Annotated in this window: 20 protein-coding genes and 1 tRNA gene; 12 read left to right on the top strand and 9 right to left on the bottom strand. The window is 67.4% G+C overall.

What is annotated here, in order from left to right:
* Positions 1-8: 8 nt before the first annotated feature.
* The 3 genes from FKV23_RS10505 to FKV23_RS10510 form a co-directional block, all read right to left on the bottom strand.
* Positions 9-4,481 carry an N-acetylmuramoyl-L-alanine amidase gene (locus FKV23_RS10505; RefSeq protein WP_167285160.1) on the bottom strand — a complete coding sequence of 1,491 codons (4,473 nt, stop codon included), beginning with the start codon at positions 4,479-4,481 and terminating at the stop codon, positions 9-11.
* A gap of 19 nt (positions 4,482-4,500) precedes the next feature.
* The gene (locus FKV23_RS17240; RefSeq protein ID WP_167285161.1) at positions 4,501-4,845 is read right to left on the bottom strand and encodes a hypothetical protein; all 345 of its coding nucleotides are present in this window, start codon (positions 4,843-4,845) and stop codon (positions 4,501-4,503) included.
* A 239-nt stretch (positions 4,846-5,084) separates the two neighbouring features.
* The gene (locus tag FKV23_RS10510; RefSeq protein WP_244243984.1) at positions 5,085-6,023 is read right to left on the bottom strand and encodes an AfsR/SARP family transcriptional regulator; all 939 of its coding nucleotides are present in this window, start codon (positions 6,021-6,023) and stop codon (positions 5,085-5,087) included.
* A gap of 356 nt (positions 6,024-6,379) precedes the next feature.
* On the opposite strand from FKV23_RS10510, the gene FKV23_RS10515 reads away from it, so the two are divergent.
* From FKV23_RS10515 to FKV23_RS10550, 8 genes are all read left to right on the top strand, one after another.
* On the top strand, positions 6,380-6,739 hold the full coding sequence (locus FKV23_RS10515) for a helix-turn-helix transcriptional regulator (protein WP_141623799.1): 360 nt from the start codon (positions 6,380-6,382) through the stop codon (positions 6,737-6,739).
* Between the two features lie 68 nt (positions 6,740-6,807).
* Positions 6,808-6,884 (top strand) — tRNA-Arg (locus tag FKV23_RS10520).
* Positions 6,885-6,993: 109 nt separating this feature from the next.
* Positions 6,994-8,526, top strand: a complete 1,533-nt coding sequence (amaB, locus tag FKV23_RS10525) for an L-piperidine-6-carboxylate dehydrogenase (protein ID WP_141623800.1) — start codon at positions 6,994-6,996, stop codon at positions 8,524-8,526.
* 15 nt (positions 8,527-8,541) lie between these two features.
* Positions 8,542-9,309 carry a metallophosphoesterase family protein gene (locus FKV23_RS10530; protein ID WP_141623801.1) on the top strand — a complete coding sequence of 256 codons (768 nt, stop codon included), beginning with the start codon at positions 8,542-8,544 and terminating at the stop codon, positions 9,307-9,309.
* Positions 9,310-10,371, top strand: coding sequence for a quinone-dependent dihydroorotate dehydrogenase (locus tag FKV23_RS10535; RefSeq protein WP_141623802.1), 1,062 nt, complete (start codon positions 9,310-9,312; stop codon positions 10,369-10,371).
* A gap of 168 nt (positions 10,372-10,539) precedes the next feature.
* A complete protein-coding gene (gene murB, locus FKV23_RS10540; RefSeq protein ID WP_141623803.1) occupies positions 10,540-11,640 on the top strand; it encodes a UDP-N-acetylmuramate dehydrogenase in 1,101 nt (366 codons plus the stop codon).
* Between the two features lie 139 nt (positions 11,641-11,779).
* Entirely contained in the window at positions 11,780-12,679 is a 900-nt protein-coding gene (locus tag FKV23_RS10545; protein ID WP_141623804.1) for a DMT family transporter, read from the top strand.
* Positions 12,680-12,756: 77 nt separating this feature from the next.
* The gene (locus FKV23_RS10550) at positions 12,757-13,236 is read left to right on the top strand and encodes a cupin domain-containing protein (RefSeq protein ID WP_141623805.1); all 480 of its coding nucleotides are present in this window, start codon (positions 12,757-12,759) and stop codon (positions 13,234-13,236) included.
* Between the two features lie 58 nt (positions 13,237-13,294).
* On the opposite strand, the gene FKV23_RS10555 is transcribed toward FKV23_RS10550, so the two are convergent.
* The 3 genes from FKV23_RS10555 to FKV23_RS10565 form a co-directional block, all read right to left on the bottom strand.
* The gene (locus FKV23_RS10555) at positions 13,295-13,570 is read right to left on the bottom strand and encodes a hypothetical protein (RefSeq protein ID WP_141623806.1); all 276 of its coding nucleotides are present in this window, start codon (positions 13,568-13,570) and stop codon (positions 13,295-13,297) included.
* A 176-nt stretch (positions 13,571-13,746) separates the two neighbouring features.
* Positions 13,747-15,279 carry an FAD-dependent monooxygenase gene (locus FKV23_RS10560; RefSeq protein ID WP_141623807.1) on the bottom strand — a complete coding sequence of 511 codons (1,533 nt, stop codon included), beginning with the start codon at positions 15,277-15,279 and terminating at the stop codon, positions 13,747-13,749.
* Positions 15,280-15,878: 599 nt separating this feature from the next.
* Positions 15,879-16,541, bottom strand: coding sequence for a hypothetical protein (locus tag FKV23_RS10565; protein ID WP_141623808.1), 663 nt, complete (start codon positions 16,539-16,541; stop codon positions 15,879-15,881).
* A 119-nt stretch (positions 16,542-16,660) separates the two neighbouring features.
* Here FKV23_RS10565 and FKV23_RS10570 point away from each other — a divergent pair, with 119 nt between their 5' ends.
* On the top strand, positions 16,661-16,882 hold the full coding sequence (locus FKV23_RS10570) for an AbrB/MazE/SpoVT family DNA-binding domain-containing protein (RefSeq protein ID WP_141623809.1): 222 nt from the start codon (positions 16,661-16,663) through the stop codon (positions 16,880-16,882).
* Between the two features lie 15 nt (positions 16,883-16,897).
* Positions 16,898-17,326 carry a type II toxin-antitoxin system death-on-curing family toxin gene (locus tag FKV23_RS10575; RefSeq protein ID WP_141623810.1) on the top strand — a complete coding sequence of 143 codons (429 nt, stop codon included), beginning with the start codon at positions 16,898-16,900 and terminating at the stop codon, positions 17,324-17,326.
* A 165-nt stretch (positions 17,327-17,491) separates the two neighbouring features.
* Here FKV23_RS10575 and FKV23_RS10580 read toward each other — a convergent pair whose 3' ends face one another.
* From FKV23_RS10580 to FKV23_RS10590, 3 genes are read right to left on the bottom strand one after another with little or no spacing between them, the layout of a single operon-like run.
* Complete coding sequence (locus tag FKV23_RS10580; RefSeq protein WP_141623811.1) at positions 17,492-18,136, bottom strand: phosphatase PAP2 family protein; 645 nt, start codon at positions 18,134-18,136, stop codon at positions 17,492-17,494.
* Positions 18,137-18,159: 23 nt separating this feature from the next.
* Positions 18,160-19,410 (bottom strand): flavodoxin-dependent (E)-4-hydroxy-3-methylbut-2-enyl-diphosphate synthase, encoded by a 1,251-nt coding sequence (gene ispG, locus FKV23_RS10585; RefSeq protein WP_141623812.1) that lies wholly within the window; start codon positions 19,408-19,410, stop codon positions 18,160-18,162.
* A 53-nt stretch (positions 19,411-19,463) separates the two neighbouring features.
* On the bottom strand, positions 19,464-20,726 hold the full coding sequence (locus FKV23_RS10590; protein WP_167285162.1) for a hypothetical protein: 1,263 nt from the start codon (positions 20,724-20,726) through the stop codon (positions 19,464-19,466).
* A gap of 137 nt (positions 20,727-20,863) precedes the next feature.
* Between FKV23_RS10590 and xseA the strand changes: the two genes are divergently transcribed.
* Both xseA and FKV23_RS10600 read left to right on the top strand, forming a co-directional pair.
* Positions 20,864-22,195, top strand: coding sequence for an exodeoxyribonuclease VII large subunit (xseA, locus tag FKV23_RS10595; RefSeq protein ID WP_141623814.1), 1,332 nt, complete (start codon positions 20,864-20,866; stop codon positions 22,193-22,195).
* 197 nt (positions 22,196-22,392) lie between these two features.
* On the top strand, positions 22,393-24,039 hold the full coding sequence (locus FKV23_RS10600) for an acetolactate synthase large subunit (RefSeq protein WP_141623815.1): 1,647 nt from the start codon (positions 22,393-22,395) through the stop codon (positions 24,037-24,039).
* Positions 24,040-24,044: the final 5 nt, after the last annotated feature.

Consider the following 24,044-nt stretch of genomic DNA (forward strand, 5'->3'; position numbering starts at 1 on the left):
TGCATTCCTCAGGCCGTGGTCACCCAGTGGTTCCGGCGCTCGTAGCGACCATCGCCCAGCAGGCGCAGCTCGATTCGTGCCACCGGGCTGCCTTCGGCCAGGCCGACGAAGCGGTAGTCGATACCGACCTTCAACACCGCGACCTCGCCGGCATCGGCCTCGTCCTCGATCCGCGCCATCACGTCGACACCGTGGTCGAGCTCGAGCGATGCTGCCGGGACGGGATTGGTCTCGTTCTGGACCGGCTCGTCATGAGCCTGTTCTGGCGCCTGGCTCCCATCGCTCGTGGCGGGCTCGGCAGCGACGATACGCACGTCGCCAACCGCCCCCTGCACGGCCCGGAAGCTCACCGTCAGCGGCAACGGGGCCGGCTGTCCCTCCAGCGCGGGCCAGTCGCCAAGCTCGACATGCACCTCGACCGGTTCGGCGTCGGCGGCATCGGCCGACTGCACCGCCGGCGATTTCAAGCCTTCGAGCTGCTCCAGCGCCCAGGTACTGGCACCGCGTTGGCCCCGCTGCACGTGCATGCGGGTACCGGCGATCCGGCTGGGCTCGATCGGTTCGATGTGCTCTTTGTTGGGCGCGTCGCCAGCGCCATTCACTCCGCTCTCAAGCGCGTGCACCCGGGCCGGGGGCCGCGCCAGACGCAGGCGTCCGCGACGCGCAGCAAGCGATTGCGAAATCGCGGCCGCTTCATGTGTCGGCCTGGACGAACGCTCGGGCAGATACAGCACTCGCCAATTGCCATAGCCGGGCTCGGCCATGTTGCCGAAGTCGGCGGCGAAATCGGCGAACGACAGCCAGTCTTCGTAACCGCCGTTGGGTGGGTTGAACGCGACTGGATCGGCATCGAACGCCACCCGGGTGTCCCAGGGGTTGAGCACCTTGACCTCGGACGCGGCCGGATCATCGAGGTCGCCGCGGATGCCCGCGACCACCACCGCATGCGGTGCACCGACGATCACCACCCACAACGGGCCATGCAGGCTCAGCCAGCGCGCCCATTCGCGGGGCGTGTGGTAGAGACTGGCGTTCGACGGCTCTTCGACGAACTCGAACCTGTAGCGATCGCGGACGGCATTGAGCAGATCCCAGCCGTATGACGTCGCCAGCGAGGCGCCGACCTCGTTGGCCAGTGTCTCCGGCGCGAACGAGGCCAATCCGCGGTACGACAGCAGCATTGCCATCGCTGCCGCCCAGCACGAGTTCTTGTCGGGTTGTGGGATCAGTTCGACCGGGTAGTCGCCCGGTCCGTACTGATGTCCAACGAGCTCGCTGCCGGGAGCAGTCGCGTCTGCATCGGCATCGGGGGCGGGCATGGTGGAGCCTGCGGCAGGTTCCATCGGCACTTCGTTCGATGCAGCCTCGTCGGCTCCGGCTTCCACCGCGTCGGCTTCCACCGGCCCCGCCTCCACCGCACCACCTGCACTCAACGAGAACGTCAGCGGCTGTCCCCACCCGGAAGCGGTACTGCGTATCCAGCGCAGCTTCTCCTGGGTGATCCTGCAACCACGGTTGGTACGGTCGTCATTGGCAGCCACGTGCACACCGACGAGATGCGCGACCGGGTGCTCGCCCTCCTCGATCCAGTACACAGGCGACCCACTGGTGCCGGCCAGCGTCTGCAGATCGTAGGTGAAGCTGCCCTCCGTCGGAATCTCGCGGATGTGGCCACCATGAGCATGCTGCCTGTTCTCGTCGATGTTGTTGTTGACGAATTCCTCGATGGCGCTTGTCGCATGCCACCAGGCGGCATAGCCGCTCACCACGACGCCTTCGGGCCGGCTCTCCATCAGTTCTTCGACCAGGTTGAAGTAACTGGGCGACCTCGCATTGCCATTGTTTGCGGCGTGCTTGGCCGGGACCCGGATCAGCGCCATGTCGTTGTCGTGCCCGTCGACGCCATACGACGGGTGCTTGACGAAATTGGAGGAAGCAACGCGGAATCGGCCGAACGGTTCGCTCGTACTGCCGGTACCACCGCCGTTCTTGCCCGGCACGATGATCAGCTCACTCTGTCCATCGACCACGTGTGCCGCCGTCAGCAACAACCGCGGAGCGATGAAGAAGGCGGTACCCATATGCGCGCCTTCGGCCGAGCCGTCGGGCCGCCGTACCTGGCATATCGCCGAATAGGGCGGCTTGGTGGTATCCGTCACGCCCAGGAACCACATGGCGCCACGGGCGAAGTGGCCGATCTGGACGAGCAGCGCGTCCCACCAGCTGCTGGGCTGGTCGTAAGGTTCCACCAGGAAGGGCCTGGCATATGCACGTGGCGATACGTGTGCCGGCGCTCGCATGTTCATGCCGTTACCCAGCGCGAAGCTCCGGGCCCGGCCCTCGATCCAGTCGATCTTGTCCGGGGTGATGAAGCAGCCGCGGTTGAGCCCTTCAGCAACCGGTGTACCACTGACATGTACCGCGCAGATCAACGCCTGCAGGCTGCCGCCCGAAGCGTCGATGGTATAGACGGGAGACCCGCTGGCACCCGCAAGGGTCAGGATCGGATAGTCGATCGTCTCCGGTGTCGGCCTCCTGCGAATGGACCCGCCATGCACATGCTGCTTGTCACGGTCGATGATGCGGTTCAGCTCGGGCACCCTGCGAGAACTGGCCGAATAGCCGCATATCGCCAAGGGCATGGCCTCCGACGGTGTCATCCGCATGAAGCGGAAAAACTGGCCGTTGGGCGCCGCGATCGGCACGTTGTCGATCACTGCCAGATCCTTGGCCCAATCTCCGTCGCCAGAATAGCCCGGGGCAACGCGCCAGGACGATGAAGCGACCGTGGTGTCGCCGAATGGGCGCTCGCCGGCCCCATTGCGGCCGGGGATGATCTGGCAGCGGCTCATCCCGTGCAGGTTGTGTGCGCAGGTGAGGATGCGATTCCGGCCGATGTAGAAACCGGTGCCCTGGTACCGACTGCCGTCCGGTGCGGTGATCTTGAGTTGGCAGATCGCCGAGTGCGGGAAGTGGCGCGTTTTCGCGACGCCCGCGAACCACGCCTCACGCTCCAGGCTGAAAGCGCTCTGCGTGCATTGCAACGCCGTGGCGGTGTCTTTGGCGTCGTAGAACGGCTCGATGATTTCCTGCGCGCGCGCATAGGCGCGGCGGCCCGTATGGGCGCCGAGCCCCTGGGCCGTGGGCGCGGGCGCCGCGTCCGGCTCGTAGCAGGTCCGCGACGTGACCATGCCCATGTAGTAGTCCCAGTCCCAGACCGCGTTCGGGCAGCCGGTATGGGTGGTGCTCGTGTCGGCCTCGGAATGGCCAAGGATGTGGGTGCGGTCGACCGGAATTCCGTATTGGTCGCACAGCCAGGTGACCAGCGCGGCCGAGGCGCACATCTGTGCCGGCGTCGGGTTGAGCCCGCGAGTGTTGGCGACATGTTCGATACCGATACTGGTGCCATTGGCCGAGCGCGCGTGCCAGGCGACGTCGGCGTGACGCACCATCTGCACGACCTCGCCGTCCTGGCCGATCACGTAGTGCGCGCTGACATTGGCATCGGGATTCTGGAACCAGCCGATAGTGCCATTGATGTTGGCTCCGCCATCGGTGATATGAATGACGACACGCTCGATGTTTCGACCGCTCGAAGTGGTGCGGTAATTGCTGCTGTGCGCCGCCACGAATCGACTGGCCTGCGGATACTCGGGCGCGGGCGCGTTCAGTGCACGCGCGCTGCGCGCCATCGCCTGTGCGGTGGCGAGATCGTCAGGAATCGGGCCTTCGATGCCATGCCGGCTGTCTTCGTCGTCCGTACCGGCATTGAATGCCCGGGCACGGCCGAGAGATGCCGCCGGTGCCGGCACGGCGGCCTCGCCACCGCCGTTGCCGTTGCCGTTGCCGGGAGCGGCTGTAGCAGCTGTCTCATCCTGCTGCCACAGCTCATCCGGATAACCGTCGCTGTAGGGTGCGGCCTGTTCCGGTACCGCGGCGGCGCCGTTGTGGCCGCTCGCAGCGCCATTGCCGTTTACGACGTTGCCATTGCCGCCTCGGGGCGATGCGTTGACCAGTGCGTCGCCGCCCCAGCTCAATGCGTGGCCATTGCCGCCATAGCCATTGGCTCCATTGCGTGCGGTACGGCGCAACCCACGCTCGGTAAGTCCGGACAGGCTGACGTACATGCGCCCCTCGTCCGGGATCTTCACCGAGATCGGCCGGCTGCGGTCCTTGTCCTGATAGGTCGCAAGACCAAAGTACAGGCGCGACTGGCCTACGAAGCGCGCCACCACACCGGGCGGTACCAGGTACACCGATTCGCGTCCGCCGGGGACGTAGCGGTTGCCGGCCGGTCCGGTCGCCAGCAACTGGCTGGTGAAGAAGTTCCGGCTCGTGCGCCGCCCCTGGTTTTCGGCCTTGAGCAGTTCCGGATCGGTAGCCAGGCCGATCTCGAACAGGGGGAGGTCGGTGCGTACGGTGAAACCCAGCACGCTGAAGCGATCGTCGATCGATTCGCGGTTGGCTCGGATGACTGCCATGGCGGACTCCTTGGGCTGCTCACTTGCTCGGAGTGGATCGCGTGCCGTTCCGGCGAACGTCGGCGTCATGCCCGGCTGGAGTACCGATACATTCACCCAGCGCCAGCGCGACCGATTCGTCGTCGGCATCGTTGATGACGGAGGAAACGCGTTCCCAGAAACGCTGCTGGGCATCGATGCCGATGCCTTCCAGATGGGGCTTCATGAAATCGACCACCGTCTCGAGGTGGCGGAAGAACACACGCTGCCCGGACTGCACGTGCTCGATCGAACCACGCCACTCGGCGGCCACGACATCGTCGTTCCGATGTTCGTTCCATACACGAACGATGAAGGCCGCGGTTCGATCCTCGAGCAATGTCATGACGAACGTCCATGCAGTGAGGCTTGGGCCGATCCTGCGCCCGCCCTCTCACCCTGGCGTCACCGCTGCATCACACCTGTATCACGGCAGAATTCCGCCTTGTGATGGCCAAGTGACGATGGACTGTCGCGGACAGCACACACCTGACAGCGCGCACGCATCCCGCCTGCACACAGGACCGGCAGGAAGGATGCACGACATCCACCCTCACCAGCTCCGGGCATGGGCCATCAATGCAGCTATTGCCGCAGGAACCTCAGGCTCAACTGCAGCTGGGCATCGGCGGTCGACAACTGGCGCCGTGTCGAGTCGATCAGATCACAGGCTTCGGCCAAGCTGGCTGGCGTGGCCAGCGAGCGGGAACTGTCCCTGGCCCGAACAGGCCCTTCGGGCCGCATCACAGCCACATCACGCTCTACCGATGCCATCGCGCCAATCGCACTCTCGGCTATCTGCCGGTAGACCTCCATCGTTTCGCGCATGGGCTGGATCGCCAGCTCCCTGCGCAACAGTTCACGGCAGCATTCGAACTGCTGCAACGCCTGTGCGCGCTGCCCGCTTGACACGTACAACAGCATCAGCTCCCTGTGCACGTCCTCGCGCAGCGCGTCGTTGTCGAGGATCGCCTGGGCATAACCGATTGCCTCGTCGTAGTCGCGACGGATGCGTGCCACCTGCATCAGCCGCCCGAGTGCATTGAGGTAATCGCGACGATGCTTCTCGCGCTCACGCAGGGCCCAGTCGTCGGTCACCTCCAGCAGGATGTCCGACTTGTACATCGCCACCCCGCGGCGCAAGCCGTCGATATCCGCATCGCTGAGGCTCTCCGTCGGCCTGGAAAGCCCCGGCGACACCTGTTTCTTGAACTCCTCCACGTCCAGCCAGACCCCGGCCGGACCGTTCAGGCTGATCGCGCCACGGCGGTCGCTGACGATCAGGTCCCCGTGCTTGAGTGGCGGCCGCTCCACCATGCGTCGCAAACGCCACAACGCGGTATTGAACGAGCCCGGCGTCGACGACGACGTGCGCTCCGGCCACAGACTGGCGAGCAGCTCCGAACGGCTGAAGAAGCGCCCGTGACCCAACGCGAGATACGCCAGCAGATTGGCGCAGCGGCCGGAAATGGCCACGGCTTCACCGTCGGCGCCATCGGTGGCGACGGAAAATGAACCGAACATCCGTATCCTGAGCATTCCCGGCATCTCCAGTCATGCTGCTCGAGGCGATGACGAACGGCACGCGCCGCCTGCCCTGTTCGTCCTGCACTGCCCCATCAATGCAATAGCGGCCAGACGACATGCAAGGCGAGTCTCCTCGCCTTCGTGACATGTTTCTCATATCCGCACATGGGATGGGAAGCCCGCCCCCATGCTGGCCTCCGGAAGCCCCGCTGACCGTTCATCATGGGTGCAAGCTGCCTTTACCTGCGTTCGCGTTTGCAAGCGAAATGGGACAACATCGGGTAAGAATCCCTTCCCCGTAAGCGACGACAGGCAACAGGCGTGCTGGGGACAGGATTCCACGGGAGGACGCATTGAGCGCACTATCTCTGAGAGTGAGGAAGGCCCGTGTCCAGGCGGCGCTGTCCCAGGCCGAGCTTGCGCGCAAGATCGGCGTCAGGCGCAGCGCGGTGACCCAATGGGAACACCCGACCGGCACCACCCCCAGCGTCGACCACCTGATCAAGCTGGCGCTGGAAACCGGGGTCAATTTCGAGTGGCTGGCCACCGGACGCGGCCCGACGCACTGCGAAGGCAATGAGCCGATACCGGCGGTGATCATCGACGACTATGCCCGCGACGAGCACGAAAGCCTGGCCCTGACCCAGTTCCGCCGCCTCGCCCCGAGCCGGCGCCGGATGGCGCTGGAGATCCTGGAGATCCTCGCCCGCTGATGCCCGCCCGGCGAGCCCGGCCAATGGATTTCCGCCCGGCCGCCGGTTCATGCGAAAATGCCCGCTTCGGCCCCGTAGCTCAGCTGGATAGAGCGTCCCCCTCCTAAGGGGAAGGTCGCACGTTCGAATCGTGCCGGGGTCGCCAACATGCGAGTGGAGAGTGGAGAGGAGTGAGGGACGAGAGACAACTCTCCGGCTCGCTTCGCTCCACTCTCCTTTTCTCTATCCCTCGAACGAATCAGCAGGAGCTGTCGATGTCGCATCCCGTCCTTACCGCCCTTGGCCTGTCCGGCACCGAGTCCGGCACCTTCCTCGGCAATGGCGAGTGGTCGAAGACCACCGATGCCGGTGTGCTGGAGCCGGTGAACCCGACCGACGGCCAGGTGCTGGCGAAGGTGAACGCTTCCTCGCAGGCCGACTACGACACCATCGTCGAGCGCGCCCAGGCCGCGTTCAAGGTCTGGCGCACCACCCCGGCCCCGCGCCGCGGCGAGGCGATCCGCCTGTGCGCCGAGGCCCTGCGCGAGCACAAGGACGCGCTGGGCTCGCTGGTCGCGCTGGAGATGGGCAAGTCCAAGCCCGAGGGCGACGGCGAAGTGCAGGAGATGATCGACATCGGCGAATTCGCCGTCGGCCTGTCGCGCCAGCTGTACGGCCTGACCATGCACTCCGAGCGCCCCGGCCACCGCATGTACGAGCAGTGGCACCCGCTGGGCCTGGTCGGGATCATCTCGGCGTTCAACTTCCCGGTCGCGGTGTGGGCCTGGAACAGCTTCATCGCCGCGATCTGCGGTGACATCAGCATCTGGAAACCGTCGCCCAAGACCCCGCTGTCGGCGATCGCCTCGATGAAGATCTGCAACGAGGCGCTGCGCAAGGGCGGCTTCCCCGACATCTTCTTCCTGTTCAACGATTCCGGCAGCGAGCTGGCGCAGCACTTCGTCGACGACAAGCGCATCGCCCTGGTCAGCTTCACCGGCTCGACCAAGGTCGGCCGCCAGGTCGGCGAGCGCGTCGCCCGCCGCATGGGCCGTTCGCTGCTGGAGCTGGGCGGCAACAACGCGATGATCGTCGACGCCAGCGCCGACCTGAAGCTGGCGATCCCGGCGATCGTGTTCGGCGCCGTCGGCACCGCCGGCCAGCGCTGCACCACCACCCGTCGCGTGTTCATCCACGAATCCATCCATGACGACGTGCTGGCCAAGCTGGTCACCGCCTACAAGCAGGTCGAAGGCAAGATCGGCGACCCGACCGACCCGGCCAACCTGATGGGCCCGCTCAACAGCGCCGACGCGGTCGACGCCTACCTCGATGCGATCGAGCGCGCCAAGGCCGCCGGCGGCACCGTCGAGACCGGCGGCGCGAAGCTGGATCGCCCGGGCAACTTCGTCCTGCCGACGATCGTGACCGGCCTGTCCAACGACGCCGAGATCGTCCAGCACGAGACCTTCGCGCCGATCCTGTACGTGATGAAGTTCAGCAAGCTGGAAGACGCAATCGACATGCAGAACGCGGTCCCGCAGGGCCTGTCGTCGGCGATCTTCACCGAGAACCTGAAGGCGGCCGAAGCGTTCCTGTCGGCGGCCGGCAGCGATTGCGGCATCGCCAACGTCAACATCGGCACCTCGGGCGCGGAGATCGGCGGCGCCTTCGGCGGCGAGAAGGAAACCGGCGGCGGCCGCGAGTCCGGCTCCGACGCCTGGAGGGCCTACATGCGCCGGCAGACCAACACCATCAACTACTCGGACGCGCTGCCGCTGGCCCAAGGCATCAAGTTCGACCTGTAAGCAGGGAGACGCGCCGTGCGCCTGGCCGTCGTCTCGGACATCCATGGCAACCTGCCCGCGCTGGAGGCGGTGATCGCCGACATCCGCGGGCGGGATTGCGACATCGTGGTCAACCTGGGCGACATCCTGTCCGGCCCGTTGTGGCCGGCGGAAACCGCGGACCTGCTGCTGGCGCACGACTGGCCCACGATCCGCGGCAACCACGAGCGCGAACTGCTGGAAACCCCGCGCGAGGCGATGGGCACGTCCGATGCCCACGCCTTCGACGCCCTGCGCGAGGCGCATCGCGCCTGGCTCGCGACCCTGCCAGCAACCCGCTGGCTGGCCGACGACGGCCCCGGCGCCGAGGTATTCCTCTGCCACGGCACCCCGGACGACGACATGGGCTACTTCGTCGAATCGCCGGCTCCGGGCCAGGCGCGCGCGGCCACCGTCGATGAAGTCGCCGTACGTGCCGGCGACTGCCGGGCGCCGGTGATCCTGTGCGGCCATACCCATCGCCCACGCATCGTGCCGCTGGCGGACGACCGGCTCGTGGTGAATCCCGGCAGCGTCGGCCTGCCCGCCATCCATGTCCGTGCCGGCGTGCCGCACGCCATCGAGACCGGCTCGCCGCATGCCCGCTATGCGCTGCTCGAGCGTGGCGCCAGACGCTGGCAAGCCCGGATCATCGATGTCGAGTACGATCATCGTGCTGCTGCAAGGAAGGCAACGCAGAACGGCCGTCCGGACTGGGCGCATGCCCTCCAGACCGGCCGCATTCCCCCGGAGAGCCATCACTAGATGTACGCCCTTGCCCGCCCCTTCCTGTTCCGCCTCGACGCCGAACGTGCCCATGGCATGACCCTGCGATCGCTGGAGCGGGCATACCGGATGGGGCTGACGCCACTGTTCGCCCCGCATTCGGCACCGCTGCACACGCGCGCATTCGGGCTGACCTTCCCCAACCCGGTCGGTCTGGCCGCCGGGCTGGACAAGAACGGCGAACACATCGACGCGCTGTTCGCGCTCGGTTTCGGCTTCGTCGAGATCGGCACGGTCACGCCCAAGGCGCAGGAGGGCAACCCCAGGCCGCGCATGTTCCGCCTGCCCGAGCACAAGGCGGTCATCAACCGGCTCGGCTTCAACAACCAGGGCGTCGACGCGCTGGTACGCAACGTCGAGAAGGCGCGCCACCGCGACCGCGGCATCCTCGGCATCAACATCGGCAAGAACAAGACCACGCCCAACGAGATCGCCGAGGGCGACTACATGTATTGCCTGTCGCGGGTCTACCCGCTGGCGGACTACGTGACGGTCAACATCTCCTCGCCCAACACCGCCGGCCTGCGCGAGCTGCAGGAAGAGCAGCAGTTGCGGCGCCTGATCAGCATCCTGCGCGAAGAACAGGAGCGGCTTGGCGCCAAGCACGGCAGGCGCGTGCCGATGCTGGTCAAGATCGCCCCCGACCTGAGCGACGCCGACATCGACGCCTGTGCACGCGTGTTGACCGAGCTGGAAGTCGACGGCGTGATCGCCACCAACACCACCCTCGCCCGCACCGCGATCGAAGGCCACCCGCTGGCCGGGGAAGCCGGTGGCCTGTCCGGCCGGCCGTTGATGGGCCAGGCCACCACCGTGCTGCGGATGATGCGCACCCGCCTGCCCGAGTCGATCCCGCTGATCGGCGTCGGCGGCATCCTCAGCGGCGCCGATGCGGTCACCAAAACCGCCGCCGGGGCGACCCTGGTGCAGTGCTACAGCGGCCTGGTCTACCGTGGCCCGACGCTGGTCCACGAATGCGTGGAGGCCATGCGCCGGCGCAAGGAGGCCCCGAGCAGCGGGCCGTTGAAGCCGGATCGCTGAGTTGTCGATGGGCGTGAGTCAAACCGCTGTCGTCACCCACGCGCAGACGCGGACCCAGCCGTCGTCATCCCGGCGAAAGCCGGGACCCATTGTGTTCGCGCAAGGGGTCTCTGCCAGCACGGAAGAACCAAGCTGGATCCCGGCTTTCGCCGGGATGACGAGAATGGCATGACCCACCCCATCACCATCCTCCACGACGCCCCGCTGCAGTCGCGCAACACCTTCGGCGTCGCCGCGCGCGCGCCGTTGCTGGCGGAAGTGGCCGATGCCGCCGCACTGCCGGAGCTGCTTGCCCGCCCCGAGTTCAACATGCAGCCGCCGCTGATCCTCGGCAGCGGCAGCAACCTGCTGTTCGCGGCCGACCCGGACATGCCGGTCATCGCACTGACCGGCCAGCAGGTGTCATATGCAAGCCCCTCTCCCGTTCACGGGAGAGGGGTTGGGGTGAGGGTGCGGGCCGATGCAGGCGTCGTTTGGCACACCTTCGTGATGGACATGCTCGCGCGCGGCCTGGGCGGGCTGGAGAACCTGGCCCTGATCCCCGGCACCGTCGGCGCCGCGCCGATCCAGAACATCGGTGCCTACGGGGTCGAGGCGTGCGAATACATCCACGCCGTCGAAGCCTTCGAGCCCGCCAGCGGTGAACTGCACCGCCTCGACCGCGACGCCTGCGCCTTCGCCTACCGCGACAGCCTGTTCAAGCGCGAGCGCGACCGCTTCATCGTCACCGCGGTCGAGTTCGACCTGCCGCGAGCGGATGCCGACCACGCGCTGAAACTCGACTACGCCGGCATCGGCGACGAGCTGGCCGCGATGGGCATCGACAGCCCCACCGCCCTCGACGTCGCCAATGCCGTCATCGCCATCCGCCGCCGCAAACTGCCCGACCCGGCGGTGACCGGCAACGCCGGCAGCTTCTTCAAGAACCCGATCGTGCCGGCCGCGCAGGCCGAAGCGCTGCAACGCGAACACCCGCGCCTGCCGGTGTATCCGGTCGCACCTTTCCCGGCCGATGCCGCCGCGCATGACGTCCACCACGGCGCGCGCTGCAAACTCTCGGCTGCCTGGCTGATCGATGCCTGTGGCTGGAAGGGGCATCGCGACGGCGACGCCGGTATCGCCGAATCGCACGCACTGGTGCTGGTCAACCACGGCAACGCCACCGGCACGCAACTGCTCGAGCTCGCCCGCCGCGTCGCTTCCTCGGTGCACGAACGCTTCGGCGTCGCCATCGAGCCCGAACCCAGGATCGTGGGGGCAACGTGGTGACCTTGCATGCCATCCAGACGCCAGTCTCGTCATCCCGGCGAAAGCCGGGATCCATTTTTGTTTTCAGCGCGCGCTCGGCAACCGAGCCAAGATCAACATGGATCCCGGCTTTCGCCGGGATGACGACAGCAGACACCCCATGACCACCCACGCCCGCGCCGCGCTGCTGATGCTCGGCAGCACCATCTTCTTCGCCTTCATGGTGATCGCGATCAAGCTGGCGTCCGAGACCCTGCACACCTTCGAGGTCGCGTTCTTCCGCAACTTCTTCGGCATGGTCGCCACCCTGCCGCTGCTGATGCACCACGGCATCGGCATTCTCAAGACCGACCAGCTGCCGCGCTACGTGTTCCGCTGCGTGGTCGGCGTGGTGTCGATGTTCTGCGGTTTCTGGGCCATCGGCCACCTGCCGCTGGCGCAGGCCGTTTCGCTGTCGTACTCCACTCCGCTGTTCGTGACCGTGCTGGCGGTGTTCTGGCTTGGCGAGCAGGTCCGCATGCGGCGCTGGGCCGCGGTGGTGGTCGGCTTCATCGGCGTGCTGGTCATCGTCCGCCCCGGCACCGAGGGCTTCAGCGCCGGCACCCTGGTCGCGGTGACCGCGGCGGTGCTCAGCAGCATCGTCGCGATCCAGATCAAGCAGCTCTCCAACACCGAACCGGCCGATCGCATCGTCATCTACACCACCCTGCTATGGGTGCCGATGTCGCTGCTGCCCGCCCTCGCGGTGTGGGAATGGCCACGCGGCATAACCTGGCTGTGGATCATCGCCTCCGGCGCGCTCGGCACCGGCGGCCACATGCTGTGGACCCGCGCGCTCAAGCTGGGCGAAGTCTCCGCACTGACCCCGATCAGCTTCATGCAGCTGCCCATCGTCGCCATACTCGGCTGGCTGCTGTTCGACCAGGGCGTCGACCGCTGGACCCTCACCGGTGCCGCCATCATCCTCGCCGCCAACGCCTACATCGCCCACCGCGAGGCGGTGCTGGCCCGCCGCCACGCTACCCAGGCACCGGCCGAGGCCGTCAAGCCCGGCGAGTAGCCCACGGACTGGCCGATCCGCGGTACGGCCGGCGTTCCCCCGCATGACGGTCCTTCCCGGACCGGCGAGGAGACGACATGTCCCTGCACCCGCTTCATCGGCCCTGGCCGATCATTCTGATCGTTGTTCTGGCCGCACTCGCACTGCCGACCGCGCTGCTGGCGGCCGAGCCCACCCTTGAGCCCTCCGTGCACCACCGTGCCGATGACCCGGCGCTGAGCTGGGGGCCCTGCCCGGAGTTCCTGCCGCCCGGCTGTGCGATCGCGGTGCTGCACGGCGACCCGGCACAGCCCAACGCCGATGTATTCTTCCGCGTCCCGGGCGGCGCCGACATCGCCGAGCACTGGCACAGCTCGGCCGAACGCATGGTGCTGGTCGCCGGCGAACTGCACGTGACCTATCAGGACGAGCCCACGCGGATACTGACCACCGGCTCCTACGCCTATGGCCCGCCCCGCCGCGCGCACAAGGCACATTGCGCCGGCAGTGGCGACTGCGTGCTGTTCATTGCCTTCGAAGGCCCGGTGGATGCGGTCCCGGTGCCCGCCGGCGACTGATCGCAACGACGCGGATCAAACTGCCGGCGTGACAGCACCCCACGCCCTGCCCACCCGGCTAGCTTGCCGCGTCGCCCTCCGGCGCAGGCTGCAGTTCCACCGCCAACGCCTCCAGCTCGGCGATCTCCGCCTCCAGCGCATCGTGCAACTCACCCTGGCGCGTCATCAGATCCTCAATCTTGTCGGCCTGCTTCAGCTTCGACAGCTCACCGTCGAACAACAACCACTGCGCGGTCAGCTGCTCGACGTAGTTCTTCGAGTAATGCCGCATCTCCTTGAGCTGCGACAACGTCGCGTTGACATGCTCCAGCGGGCTCTTGTTTTCCGCAGTCATGGCGACCTCCTTTGCTTGCAAGGGTCGCCTGCAGGGTAGGACCGTGAAGCTGGATGGGGGCCGAATGCGGCCATTGACGGAGCCTGGTGCCTCGACCACGGATCGTTGTCACTCATAGGCGGACTGATCTCATCCCCGTACCCGTCCCGAAGCCGTCATAGGGCCGGAACATGTCTCTATGAGCCCCTCGCAGTGATCTTGGAGGCCGATACGCACATCGCAGTAGGCGGTCCGAACCAAGTGGTGAGTGCATCCAGTAACCCTCGCTGGGTGCCGTCTCCCACCCACGCCACATATCCGTCCGGCCTAATCAACACGGCAGTGGGAGCAGTGACCGGCCCGAGTGCCGGAAGCTCCCACGCGCCGGCGTAGGCAGCGTCGACCAACTGAACCCGATCTGCCCATGGAGTGATGTCGAATCGGCCGGGCTCATCGAGGTTAAGCAGTACCGGCCGGGCATCGTGCAGCAGAGTGAATGCCCGCAGCGGGCCGTTGGCGGTGACCAGGTCGAGATCGGGCATGCGGCGCCCGAGCAGCGGGTGCCCCTCGCCCAGGTCATAGCGGATGTCCAAGCCGGACATCATCGCGGCGAATCGTCTGCGCGGCTCATCCATGCTCAGCAGCTCGGACACGGTGTCGCGCAGCGCCTCGATGCGGTCGTCGACGCGCATGAGCGCGACCTGAGCCATCGTATTGCGCAGCACGCGGGCACCGACTGGGTGGCGCTCGGCATGGTAACTATCGAGGAGGTTTTCCGGCGATGTCCGCTTGACCACTTGAGCCAGCTTCCATCCCAGGTTCATCGCGTCCTGCACACCGGTGTTGAGGCCCTGTCCGCCGACCGGGGAATGCACATGCGCCGCATCGCCTGCCAATAGAACCCGTCCAGCGCGGTAGGTCGCGGCCTGCCGGGTCATGTCGGTGAACCTGGAGATCCAGGAGGGGCTGTGGATCCCGTAATCGGTTCCGTAGACGGCGACGAGGCCCTCGCTGAGGTCGCGCAGGGTGGGCTCGCTCGTGCCGACGCTTGATTCGGTCAGCATGACCCCGATCGTTCCGCCTGGCTTGTAAACGACCTCGCCGTCTTTGATCTCGTACTCGACCTTGCCGAGGGCGTGCATGCCCGAAGGTGTGTGGCGGACACCCAATTCCGGCTCCTCGGTCATCTCGACCTGGGCAATCAGGCTGCTGGTCGTCGGATCCCACCCGGGAAATTCGATGCCGGCCACCTTGCGGACCAGGCTGCGTCCTCCGTCGCACCCGACGAGATATTCGGCCCGAAGCGAGCGGCCGTCGGACAGCTCGACGTCGACACCGGCGTCGTCCTGCGCGAGACCGGTTACCTCATGTCCGCGATAGAACGCCACCGCCAACTCGCCGGCCCAACCGGCCAGGATTCGCTCGATGTGGTTCTGCCACAGCCCGAGCCCGTAGGGATACCTGGTGGGAAAGTCGCTGATGTCCAAACGGACGTTGGCGAACCCCGCGACCTGCGCTTCCTGCCCCTCCGAAAGGAACCGGTCGGCGATTCCGCGCTGAGCGAGAACCTCAATGGTGCGTGAATGCAGGCCACCCGCGCGTGAGCCGGCGAGGTCCTGGCTGGTGCGCCGCTCGACAATGGCGACGTCGACCCCGGCCAACGCCAACTCGCCCGCCAGCATCAGCCCCGTCGGACCTCCTCCTGCGATCACCACGGCATGTTCAGTCATGGCCGCGCTCCGTCGGTCATGGCCACCCGTACATCACATCCCCGGGCACCGAATGCCCGCACCCGCGTCACAAGCCAAACCGTGGGTTCAATGCTCCTGCGCAGCCCATATTTCGACAACAACACGCTCATTTCGCCACTCCTCATCCGAAGACTCATTTGAGTTGGCGATTGAACGACACGACCGGGCGCTTGCCGCAAGCCCCCGGTGGTATAAGATGTTGAAAGGGGGAAGTACAAACTCCCTGGAGTACGGCTTCGTCAACCGAGGACGAACGACTGCCTGGCGAAGCCGCGTAGTCCGCCAGTAGCCGGACCATCGAACGGATGAGCTCCGTGAACTTACGCATGCGGTCGCGGGGCGCAAGGTTCTTCGCTCGCTTCAGCAAGGCCGGATCGAAAGCTGGCGAGAGCGTCACCGTCCGCATTGATTAGTCGCCGCGCGATACGAGCGCTGGCGGAGCTTGCGAAACGACAGCACGCTCGGCGGCGGAGGCACCACTTCAATCGGCAAGTCGGATGAATGGCTGCTCCTGACCGAAACCAGCCCACTTGAACCGAAGCCGGGCGAGGCCAGCCTTCGTTCGACAAGCTCGTGGCTCACATCTCCGGAATCGCCATCAACGCCGCCTCATCCTCCGTGCTCATCTCGTTGCGCGCGGCCCTCGCCTCCAGCCGCGCCTTCTCGGCCTGATGTTGTGCGCGAATCCCGGGCGGGACGACATCAAGCTGGCGGTTCTGCTGGAACAGCGCGCGATCGCCTTCGCCAAGCTGGCAGTTGCGACTGAGGATTTCCAGCTCATCGCCAGTGCGGGCCGCGCCGCTCTGCAGGTTGACGACCACGGCGAGGGTGTCGCCGAGCGGTTCCAGTGCCATGCAGATGGCGTCGATGGTGGCGTGGCTGCGCTGCTCGTTGCGCTCGACGATGGCAAACAGGTTGGTACGGTCAACCCACACCACCGAACGCACGCCGGGCACGGTGCGGGCAGTCGCGCGGGCGGCCTCGGGGTCGATGCGACGGGAAGTGTCGGGCACCTTCATCGAACGCATCATGTCGGTGTGCAGGGCGGTGAACTGGCGCTGCACGGCTTCCTGATCGCCGGTCATGGCGGCGCCGCGCAAGGCGGCCAGGCGGGCGGCGGTTTCGATGGGATCGAGGGGCTGGCCGGCCTGTTGGGGACGCTGTGGCTCGGGCGCCTGGCTGCAAGCCGACAGCAGGATCAGCGCCCATGGCATCCACCCGACTTTGATGCTGGGTCGCATTCGCCCGCCCCCCTTCCTGCGAGGGCTTGAGGATACGGCATGAAGGTCTCCGGGAAGCCGCCCGGTTTCCCCCGCCGCGGACCATGGTATAACATGAGTTATAACCAAGGAGGCCCCGCATGAAGCTCAAGATCACCACCATCGGTAATTCCGCCGGCGTCATCCTGCCCAAGGAGTTGCTGGCGCGGCTGCGGCTGGAAAAAGGCGATGCGCTGTATGCGCTGGAGACGCCGGACGGGATCCGGCTGACGACGTTCGATCCGGAGTTGGCGGCCCAGTTGGAGGTCGCGGAACGGATCATGCGCGAAGACCGCACTGTGCTCCACAAGCTCGCCCGGTAAGCGGAGGAATCAAGGATGATCATCTGGATCACCGAGGCTCTGGCGCGGGCCATCCACGAGCGCCAGTTGGCGGAGCATGGCGGCGGATCGGGTGTGCGCGACGAGGGCCTGCTGAAGTCCGCCCTCGCCCGCCCGTTGCAGGCGCACAGCTATGGCGACCCGCCCCCCGATCTGGCCGACCTGGCCGCGGCGTTGGCCCACGGCCTGGCCCGCAACCATCCGTTCGTCGATGGCAACAAGCGCACCGCCCATGTCTGTTACCGGGTGTTCCTCGCGCTCAACGGCGCCGAGTTGGACGCAAGCGACGAGGACAAGTACCTGAAGATGCTCGCACTCGCCGAAGGCTCCCTCGACGAGGCCGGCTTCGCCGATTGGCTGCGCGGCCACGTGCGCACCGCTACGCCGCGGGTGCAGGAGCCCGCGGCGGACTACCCGGCGAAATAAGGCTTTCCTCAGCGCCGCGTCACGCCGAGCAACGCGCGCTCCTCATCCAGCAGCACAATGCTGCCCCGCTCCTTCGCGCTCAGTTCGCCGTCGGGGATGTCATGCAACCAGGGCAGAGGGACGCCACCTGGGGCGGACGGGGGCTGAACCCTTGCCCGGCCTTCGCTACGAAAGGCCGGGGCCCGGGCGGCGGAGCACGACGAGGTACACCGCCACCGCCCACACACTTGCAGCGGCCCAGCCGGCGAGGATGTCGGAGGGGTAATGCACGCCCAGGTAGGGGCGCGACAGGCCGACGAGGATGGCGAAGGCCGCCGCTGCGGCCAGCACCGGCCAGCGCCAGCGGGTGGGCCAGGCCAGCAACACCAATACCCAGGCCAGGGTCATCGAACCCATCGCATGGCCGCTGGGAAAGCTGAAATTGTGCTCGGGCGCGATCGACTCCCACAGCGCCGGGCGCTCGCGGGCGAACAGCGGCTTGGCGGTGAGGTTGAGCAGCGCCGAACCGCCTGATGCGATGGCAACGAACAACGCCTCGCGCAACCGGCGGCGCCAGCCCAGCCACAGGGTCAGCGCGATGTTGAACGGCACCACGAAATAGAGGTACCCGGCCTGACTGATGGCGAGGAAGACGCGGTCGAGCGCAGGCGTGTGCAGGCCTTGCAGGGCGAGCAGCAGGGGTTCGTCGAAGGCCGGCGTGCCCTGCATGCCTATCAAAGCGGCCAGCATGGCGAAGACCGCCAGCGGCAGCAGCAGGCCGGTGAGGATCAGTCCCGCTGCGGATGGGCGGGTGGAACGTTCGTGGGGCATGTCGGGCTGATGGGTGGACAGGATCAGGCACCGAACTTGCGTTCGACGTAGTGGTCGATCAGCTCGACGAACTCGTGGGCGATGTTCTCGCCGCGCAGGGTCACGGTCTTTTCGCCGTCCTCGAACACCGGCGCCGACGGCGCCTCACCGGTGCCCGGCAGCGAGATGCCGATGTTGGCGTGGCGCGATTCGCCGGGGCCGTTGACCACGCAGCCCATCACCGCGAGGGTCAGGTTCTCGGCGCCGGGATGGGTGACCTTCCATTCGGGCATCTTCGCGCGCACGTGCGCCTGCACCTTCTGTGCGAGCTCCTGGAAGAAGGTGCTGGTGGTGCGGCCACAGCCCGGGCAGGCGGTGACCATCGGGGTGAACGCGCGCAGGCCCAGGGTCTGCAGCAGCTCCTGCGCGACCACGACCTCGTTGCTGCGTGCCTGTCCGGGCTCGGGGGTGAGCGAGATGCGGATGGTGTCGCCGATGCCTTCCTGCATCAGCACGGCGAGCGCGGCGCTCGACGCGACGATGCCCTTGCTACCGATGCCGGCCTCGGTCAGTCCCAGGTGCAACGCGTGGTCACCGCGGCGGGCGAGCTCGCGGTAGACGGCGATCAGTTCCTGCACGCCGCTGACCTTGGCGCTGAGGATGATGCGGTCGGCCGGCAGACCGATCTCCTCGGCGCGCGCGGCCGAGTCCAGTGCCGAGCGGATCAGCGCCTCGCGCAACACCTCGCTGGCCTCCTTCGGCTGCGGCAGCAGGTGGTTCTCGTCCATCAAGCGTGTCGCCAGCGCCTGGTCGAGCGAGCCCCAGTTGGCGCCGATGCGCACCGGCTTGCCGTGCTTGATCGCCAGTTCGATCAGGGTGGCGAACTGGCTGTCCTTCTTCTTGCCGAAACCGACGTTGCCGGGGTTGATGCGGTACTTGGCCAGCGCCTCGGCGCAGGCCGGCTCGGCGGTGAGCAGCTGGTGACCGTTGTAGTGGAAGTCGCCGATGATCGGCACCTCCACGCCCATCATCGCCAGCTTGTCGACGATGCGCGGCACTGCGGCGGCGGCCTCGGCGGTGTTGACGGTCACCCGCACCAGCTCGGAACCGGCGCGCCACAGTTCGGCCACCTGCTTGACGGTGGAGGCGACGTCGGCGGTGTCGGTGTTGGTCATCGACTGCACCACCACCGGCGCACCGCCGCCGACCTGCACCTTGCCGACGGTCACGCCGCGGGTGTCGCGGCGCGGCGCGGCGCCGAAAGCAGGAGTGGCGCAAGGCGGGGGGCTGTTCATGGGGACTGCAGGCTGGGGCATCCGCCTATTCTACCGGGGTGCCACGACGCAGGTCAGAGAATCCGCGCTCCACGCAGCACCGGCCGGCCGTCGACCACGTCGGTCCACACGATCCGCGCCTCGTCGCCCTGAACCGCCAGTTTCGGCAGGCCGCTGGCGCGGCCACGGACATCGAGGGTGGCGACTTCGAGCTTGTACGGCGGGGCCTCCAGCCCGGCGTCGAAGCGCGCCAGTCGCAGGCGCTGGGTGTCGGTTTCCTCCATCCAGCCGACCAGCACGTGTTCGCCGGCCAGCGCCAGGGTCGCGCGGCCGAGCACATGCGGGCCCTTTGCCACGGTAACCGGCGCCCAGAAGCGGTCGCCGGCATCGTCCGAACGGGCGATACGCACTTCAGGTACGCCGCCGGCCTGGGTGTACCAGGCCACCCAGACGGTGTTGCCGTGGGCGGCGACCACCGGGCCATTGACCGGGCAACCGGGCATCATCCAGCCGTCGCGATGCACGTCGCGCGGGCGGGTCCAGGCGCCGTCCTCGAAGCGTACGATGCGGGTGTCGCGGATCTCGCCGGCATCGCGGCCGCGATAGACCACCACCGGGCCACGGTCGGTCACCGCTGCGGCGGTAGTGCAGCAGTCGCAGGTGGAAAGGTCGAGCGGCCACTCCTCCATCCGGATCGGCCGCAACCGGCCCGGACTGTAGGTCGCGGCGCGAAGCATCATCGGCGCGCCATCACCGTGGCCGTCCTCGTCGTGCGCATCGTCGTGGCCGGTGCGGCCGGCGGCGGCCTTCTCCCGGCTGTCCAGCCAGGCAATACCAAGCTGGCCATCGGCCTGCGGCCAGAAGCTGGTGAAGCCATGGTCGCCCGGTGAGTCCACCAGGTTGACCATGCGGGGTCTCGACCAGCTCATGCCACCGTCACCGGAATGCACCAGGTCGATGCCGTAATCCATTCGTCCCGGCCCGGTGCTGCGCAGCCAGTGCGCCCACAGGGTGCCGTCGGCCAGGGCGTAGACGTGCGGGGTATCGGCCCAGTTGAGGAACCAGTTGCCGCCTTCGGCGATCGTGCGCGGCGGCATCCATTCGCCTCCTTCGCCGGTGAGGCTGAAACGCAGCCGGTGGCGCTTGCGCTCGCTGTCGTCATCGCCGTCGTCCCCGTCGGCCGGCTCGACCCAGCCCAACAGCCAGTGGCCGTCCGGAGCGGCCACCAGATCGGGCTGCGACGATGTGCCTTCCAGCGGCAGCTCCAATGGCTCGATGCGGGTGAAGGGCCCCGGATCGACATCCGGCTCCGGGGCCGGCGCGCAGGCGACCAGCATCGCCAGCCATCCTGCGGCAGCGATTCGCCATCCTGATCCGATCCTGCCCGCGCGTTCGCGCATCGACCCCACCTCGTTTAGTGCCTGGTGTGGATGTTATGGCATTGGCCCGCCCTGCGGTGTAGGGTGCCCCTCCCATGACCGCGCCCGACACCCTCACCCCGAGCCAGCTGAATGCGCTTGCGCGCAACCTGCTGGAGGACAGCTTCCCGCTGGTCTGGGTGGAAGGCGAGCTGGGCAATGTATCGCGGCCGGCCTCGGGCCACCTCTACCTGACCCTGAAGGACGCGCGCGCGCAGGTGCGTTGCGCGATGTTCAAGCCCAAGAGCAGCTGGCTGAAGTTCCAGCCACGCGAGGGCCTGCACGTGCGCGTGCGCGGCCGGCTCACCCTGTACGAGGCGCGTGGCGACTACCAGATGGTGCTCGACCACATGGAGGAGGCCGGCGAAGGCGCGCTGCGGCGTGCGTTCGAGGAACTGAAGGCGCGGCTGCAGACCGAAGGGCTGTTCGACGAGGACCGCAAGCGTCCCCTGCCCCGTTTCGCGCGCCGGATCGGCGTGATCACCTCGCCCAGCGGCGCGGCGGTACGCGACGTGCTCAGTGTGCTGGCGCGGCGTTTTCCGCTGGCCGAACCCGAGGTCCTGCCGGTGCCGGTGCAGGGCGAAGGGGCCGCCGCACAGATCACCGCGATGCTGAAGCATGCAGCGGCGTCCGGCCGCTACGACGTGCTGCTGCTGACCCGTGGCGGCGGCTCGCTGGAAGACCTGTGGGCGTTCAACGACGAGGCGCTGGCGCGTGCGGTCGCCGCCTGCGAGGTACCCGTGGTGTCGGCGGTCGGGCATGAGGTCGACTTCAGCCTGACCGACTTCGCCGCCGACCTGCGCGCGCCGACACCGTCGGTCGCGGCCGAGCTGCTGGTGCCGAACCAGGACGACCTGCGCCAGCGCCTGCAGGTACTGGAGACACGTGTGCAGCGCATCCAGGCGCAACGCCTGCGCGATGCGATGCAACGCAGCGACCGTGCCGCACTGCGACTCAATGCGATGAAGCCTCAGGCCCGCCTCGATGCGCTGCGCCAGCGACAGGCCGAGGCCATGCGTCGTCTGCATGCGACCTGGCGCCAGCGTATCGAACGCGAACGCGCGACCTTGCGCCATGCCACGGCGGTGCTGCGCGCCGCCCATCCAAGACGCCGGCTCGAACGCCTGCGTGAGCGCGTCGCCGCCTTGGCCGCGCGGCCGCAGGCGGCGATCGCGCGCCGTCTTTCGCACGAAACGCTGCGCCTGCGTGGACTGGCCCGCTCGCTGGAAGCGATCAGTCCGCTGGCCACCGTCGCCCGCGGCTACGCGATCCTGCAGCACGGCGACGGCCGCGTGGTCCGCAGCGTGCTCGATGCCGCGCCCGGCGACCGCTTGCAGGCGCGCCTCGGCGATGGCCAGTTGTCGCTCCGGGTGGAAACCGACAAGTAGCCCGGGTAAGGCGAAGCCGCACCCGGGATGGCGTTCCGAATTCCCGGGTGCGGCTTCGCCTTACCCGGGCTACCCCGAGGTCTTGCCGAACACCGCGCATCGCGACAGCATCAACGCAACACAGCATCACGGCACGTGTGCACGCATCCGGCTAGCATGCGGCGAGAATCGACATTCCGCCGCATCAGGACCGCTGCATGACCAAGGCTTCCGACCTGTTCGTCGCCGCGCTCGAGGCCGAGGGCGTGGAATACGTATTCGGCATTCCGGGCGAAGAGAACCTCGACCTGCTCGAATCGCTGCGCAACTCGAACATCCGCCTGCTGCTGACCCGGCACGAGCAGGGCGCCGGTTTCATGGCCGCGACCTACGGCCGGCTGACCGGGAAGGCCGGCGTGTGCCTGTCCACCCTCGGCCCCGGTGCGACCAACCTGGTCACCGCCGCGGCCTATGCCCAGCTCGGTGCGATGCCGATGCTGATGATCACCGGGCAGAAGCCGATCAAGGTCAGCAAGCAGGGGCACTTCCAGATCGTCGACGTGGTCGACACGATGCGTCCTCTGACCAAGTACACCCGCCAGATCGTCTCCGCCGACACCATTCCGGCGCGGGTACGCGAGGCGTTCCGCCGTGCCGAAGAGGAGCGCCCGGGTGCGGTGCACCTGGAGCTGCCGCAGGACATCGCCGGCGACGACACCGGCACCCGGCTGATTCCGCCGGCCTTCTCGCGCCGGCCGCTGGCCGAGCACAAGGCGATTGCCCATGCCGCCGAGGCGATCCGCGATGCCCGCCACCCGCTGCTGATGATCGGCGCCGGCGCCAACCGCAAGACCACCGCGCGCCAGCTGCGTGCCCTGGTCGACAAACTCGGGATCCCGTTCTTCACCACCCAGATGGGCAAGGGCGTGATCGACGAACAGCACCCGCTGTGGCTCGGCAACGCCGCGCTGTCCGACCACGACTTCGTCCACCGCGCGATCGACGCGGCCGATTGCATCGTCAACATCGGCCACGACGTGATCGAGAAGCCGCCGTTCTTCATGCGCGAGGGCCGGCGCACGGTGATCCACGTCAACTACGCCGGTGCCGAGGTCGACGCGGTGTACTTCCCGCAGATCGAGGTGGTCGGCGACATCGCCAATGCGGTCTGGCAGCTCGGCGAAGCGCTGGAGCCGCAGCCGCACTGGGACTTCGCGTTCTTCGACCGGGTCCGCGCGGCGCTGCTGGACAACCTCGGCCAGCTGGCTGGCGGCCCATGCTTCCCGCTGACCGCACCGCGACTGGTCGCCGAGGTGCGCGCGGCGATGGAGCCATGCGACGTGGTCTGCCTCGACAACGGCCTGTACAAACTGTGGTTCGCACGCGGTTACCGGTGCCGCGAGCCGAACACCCTGCTGCTCGACAATGCGCTGGCGACGATGGGCGCCGGCCTGCCCTCGGCGATCGCGGCGCGGATCGTCTGCCCCGACCGTCGCGTGCTTGCGATCTGCGGCGACGGCGGCTTCATGATGAATTCGCAGGAGATCGAGACCGCGGTGCGGCTGGGCCTGGACCTGACCGTACTGGTGGTGCGCGACGACGCCTACGGCATGATCAAGTGGAAGCAGGCGCATGAGGGCTACCCGAGCTTCGGCATGGACCTGGGCAACCCGGACTTCGTGAAGTACGCCGAAAGCTACGGCGCACGCGGCCACCGCCCGGATTCGGCGGAAGCCTTCGCACCGTTGCTGCGGGAGGCGCTGGACACGCCCGGGGTCGACCTGATCGAGGTTCCGATCGACTACGCCGACGACGACCGCCTGCTCAACGAGGAAATTCCCCGGCTCAGTGCCGCGGTGGATTGAGCGCG

The organism is Lysobacter alkalisoli (genome assembly GCF_006547045.1).
Taxonomy (GTDB): Bacteria; Pseudomonadota; Gammaproteobacteria; order Xanthomonadales; family Xanthomonadaceae; genus Marilutibacter; species Marilutibacter alkalisoli.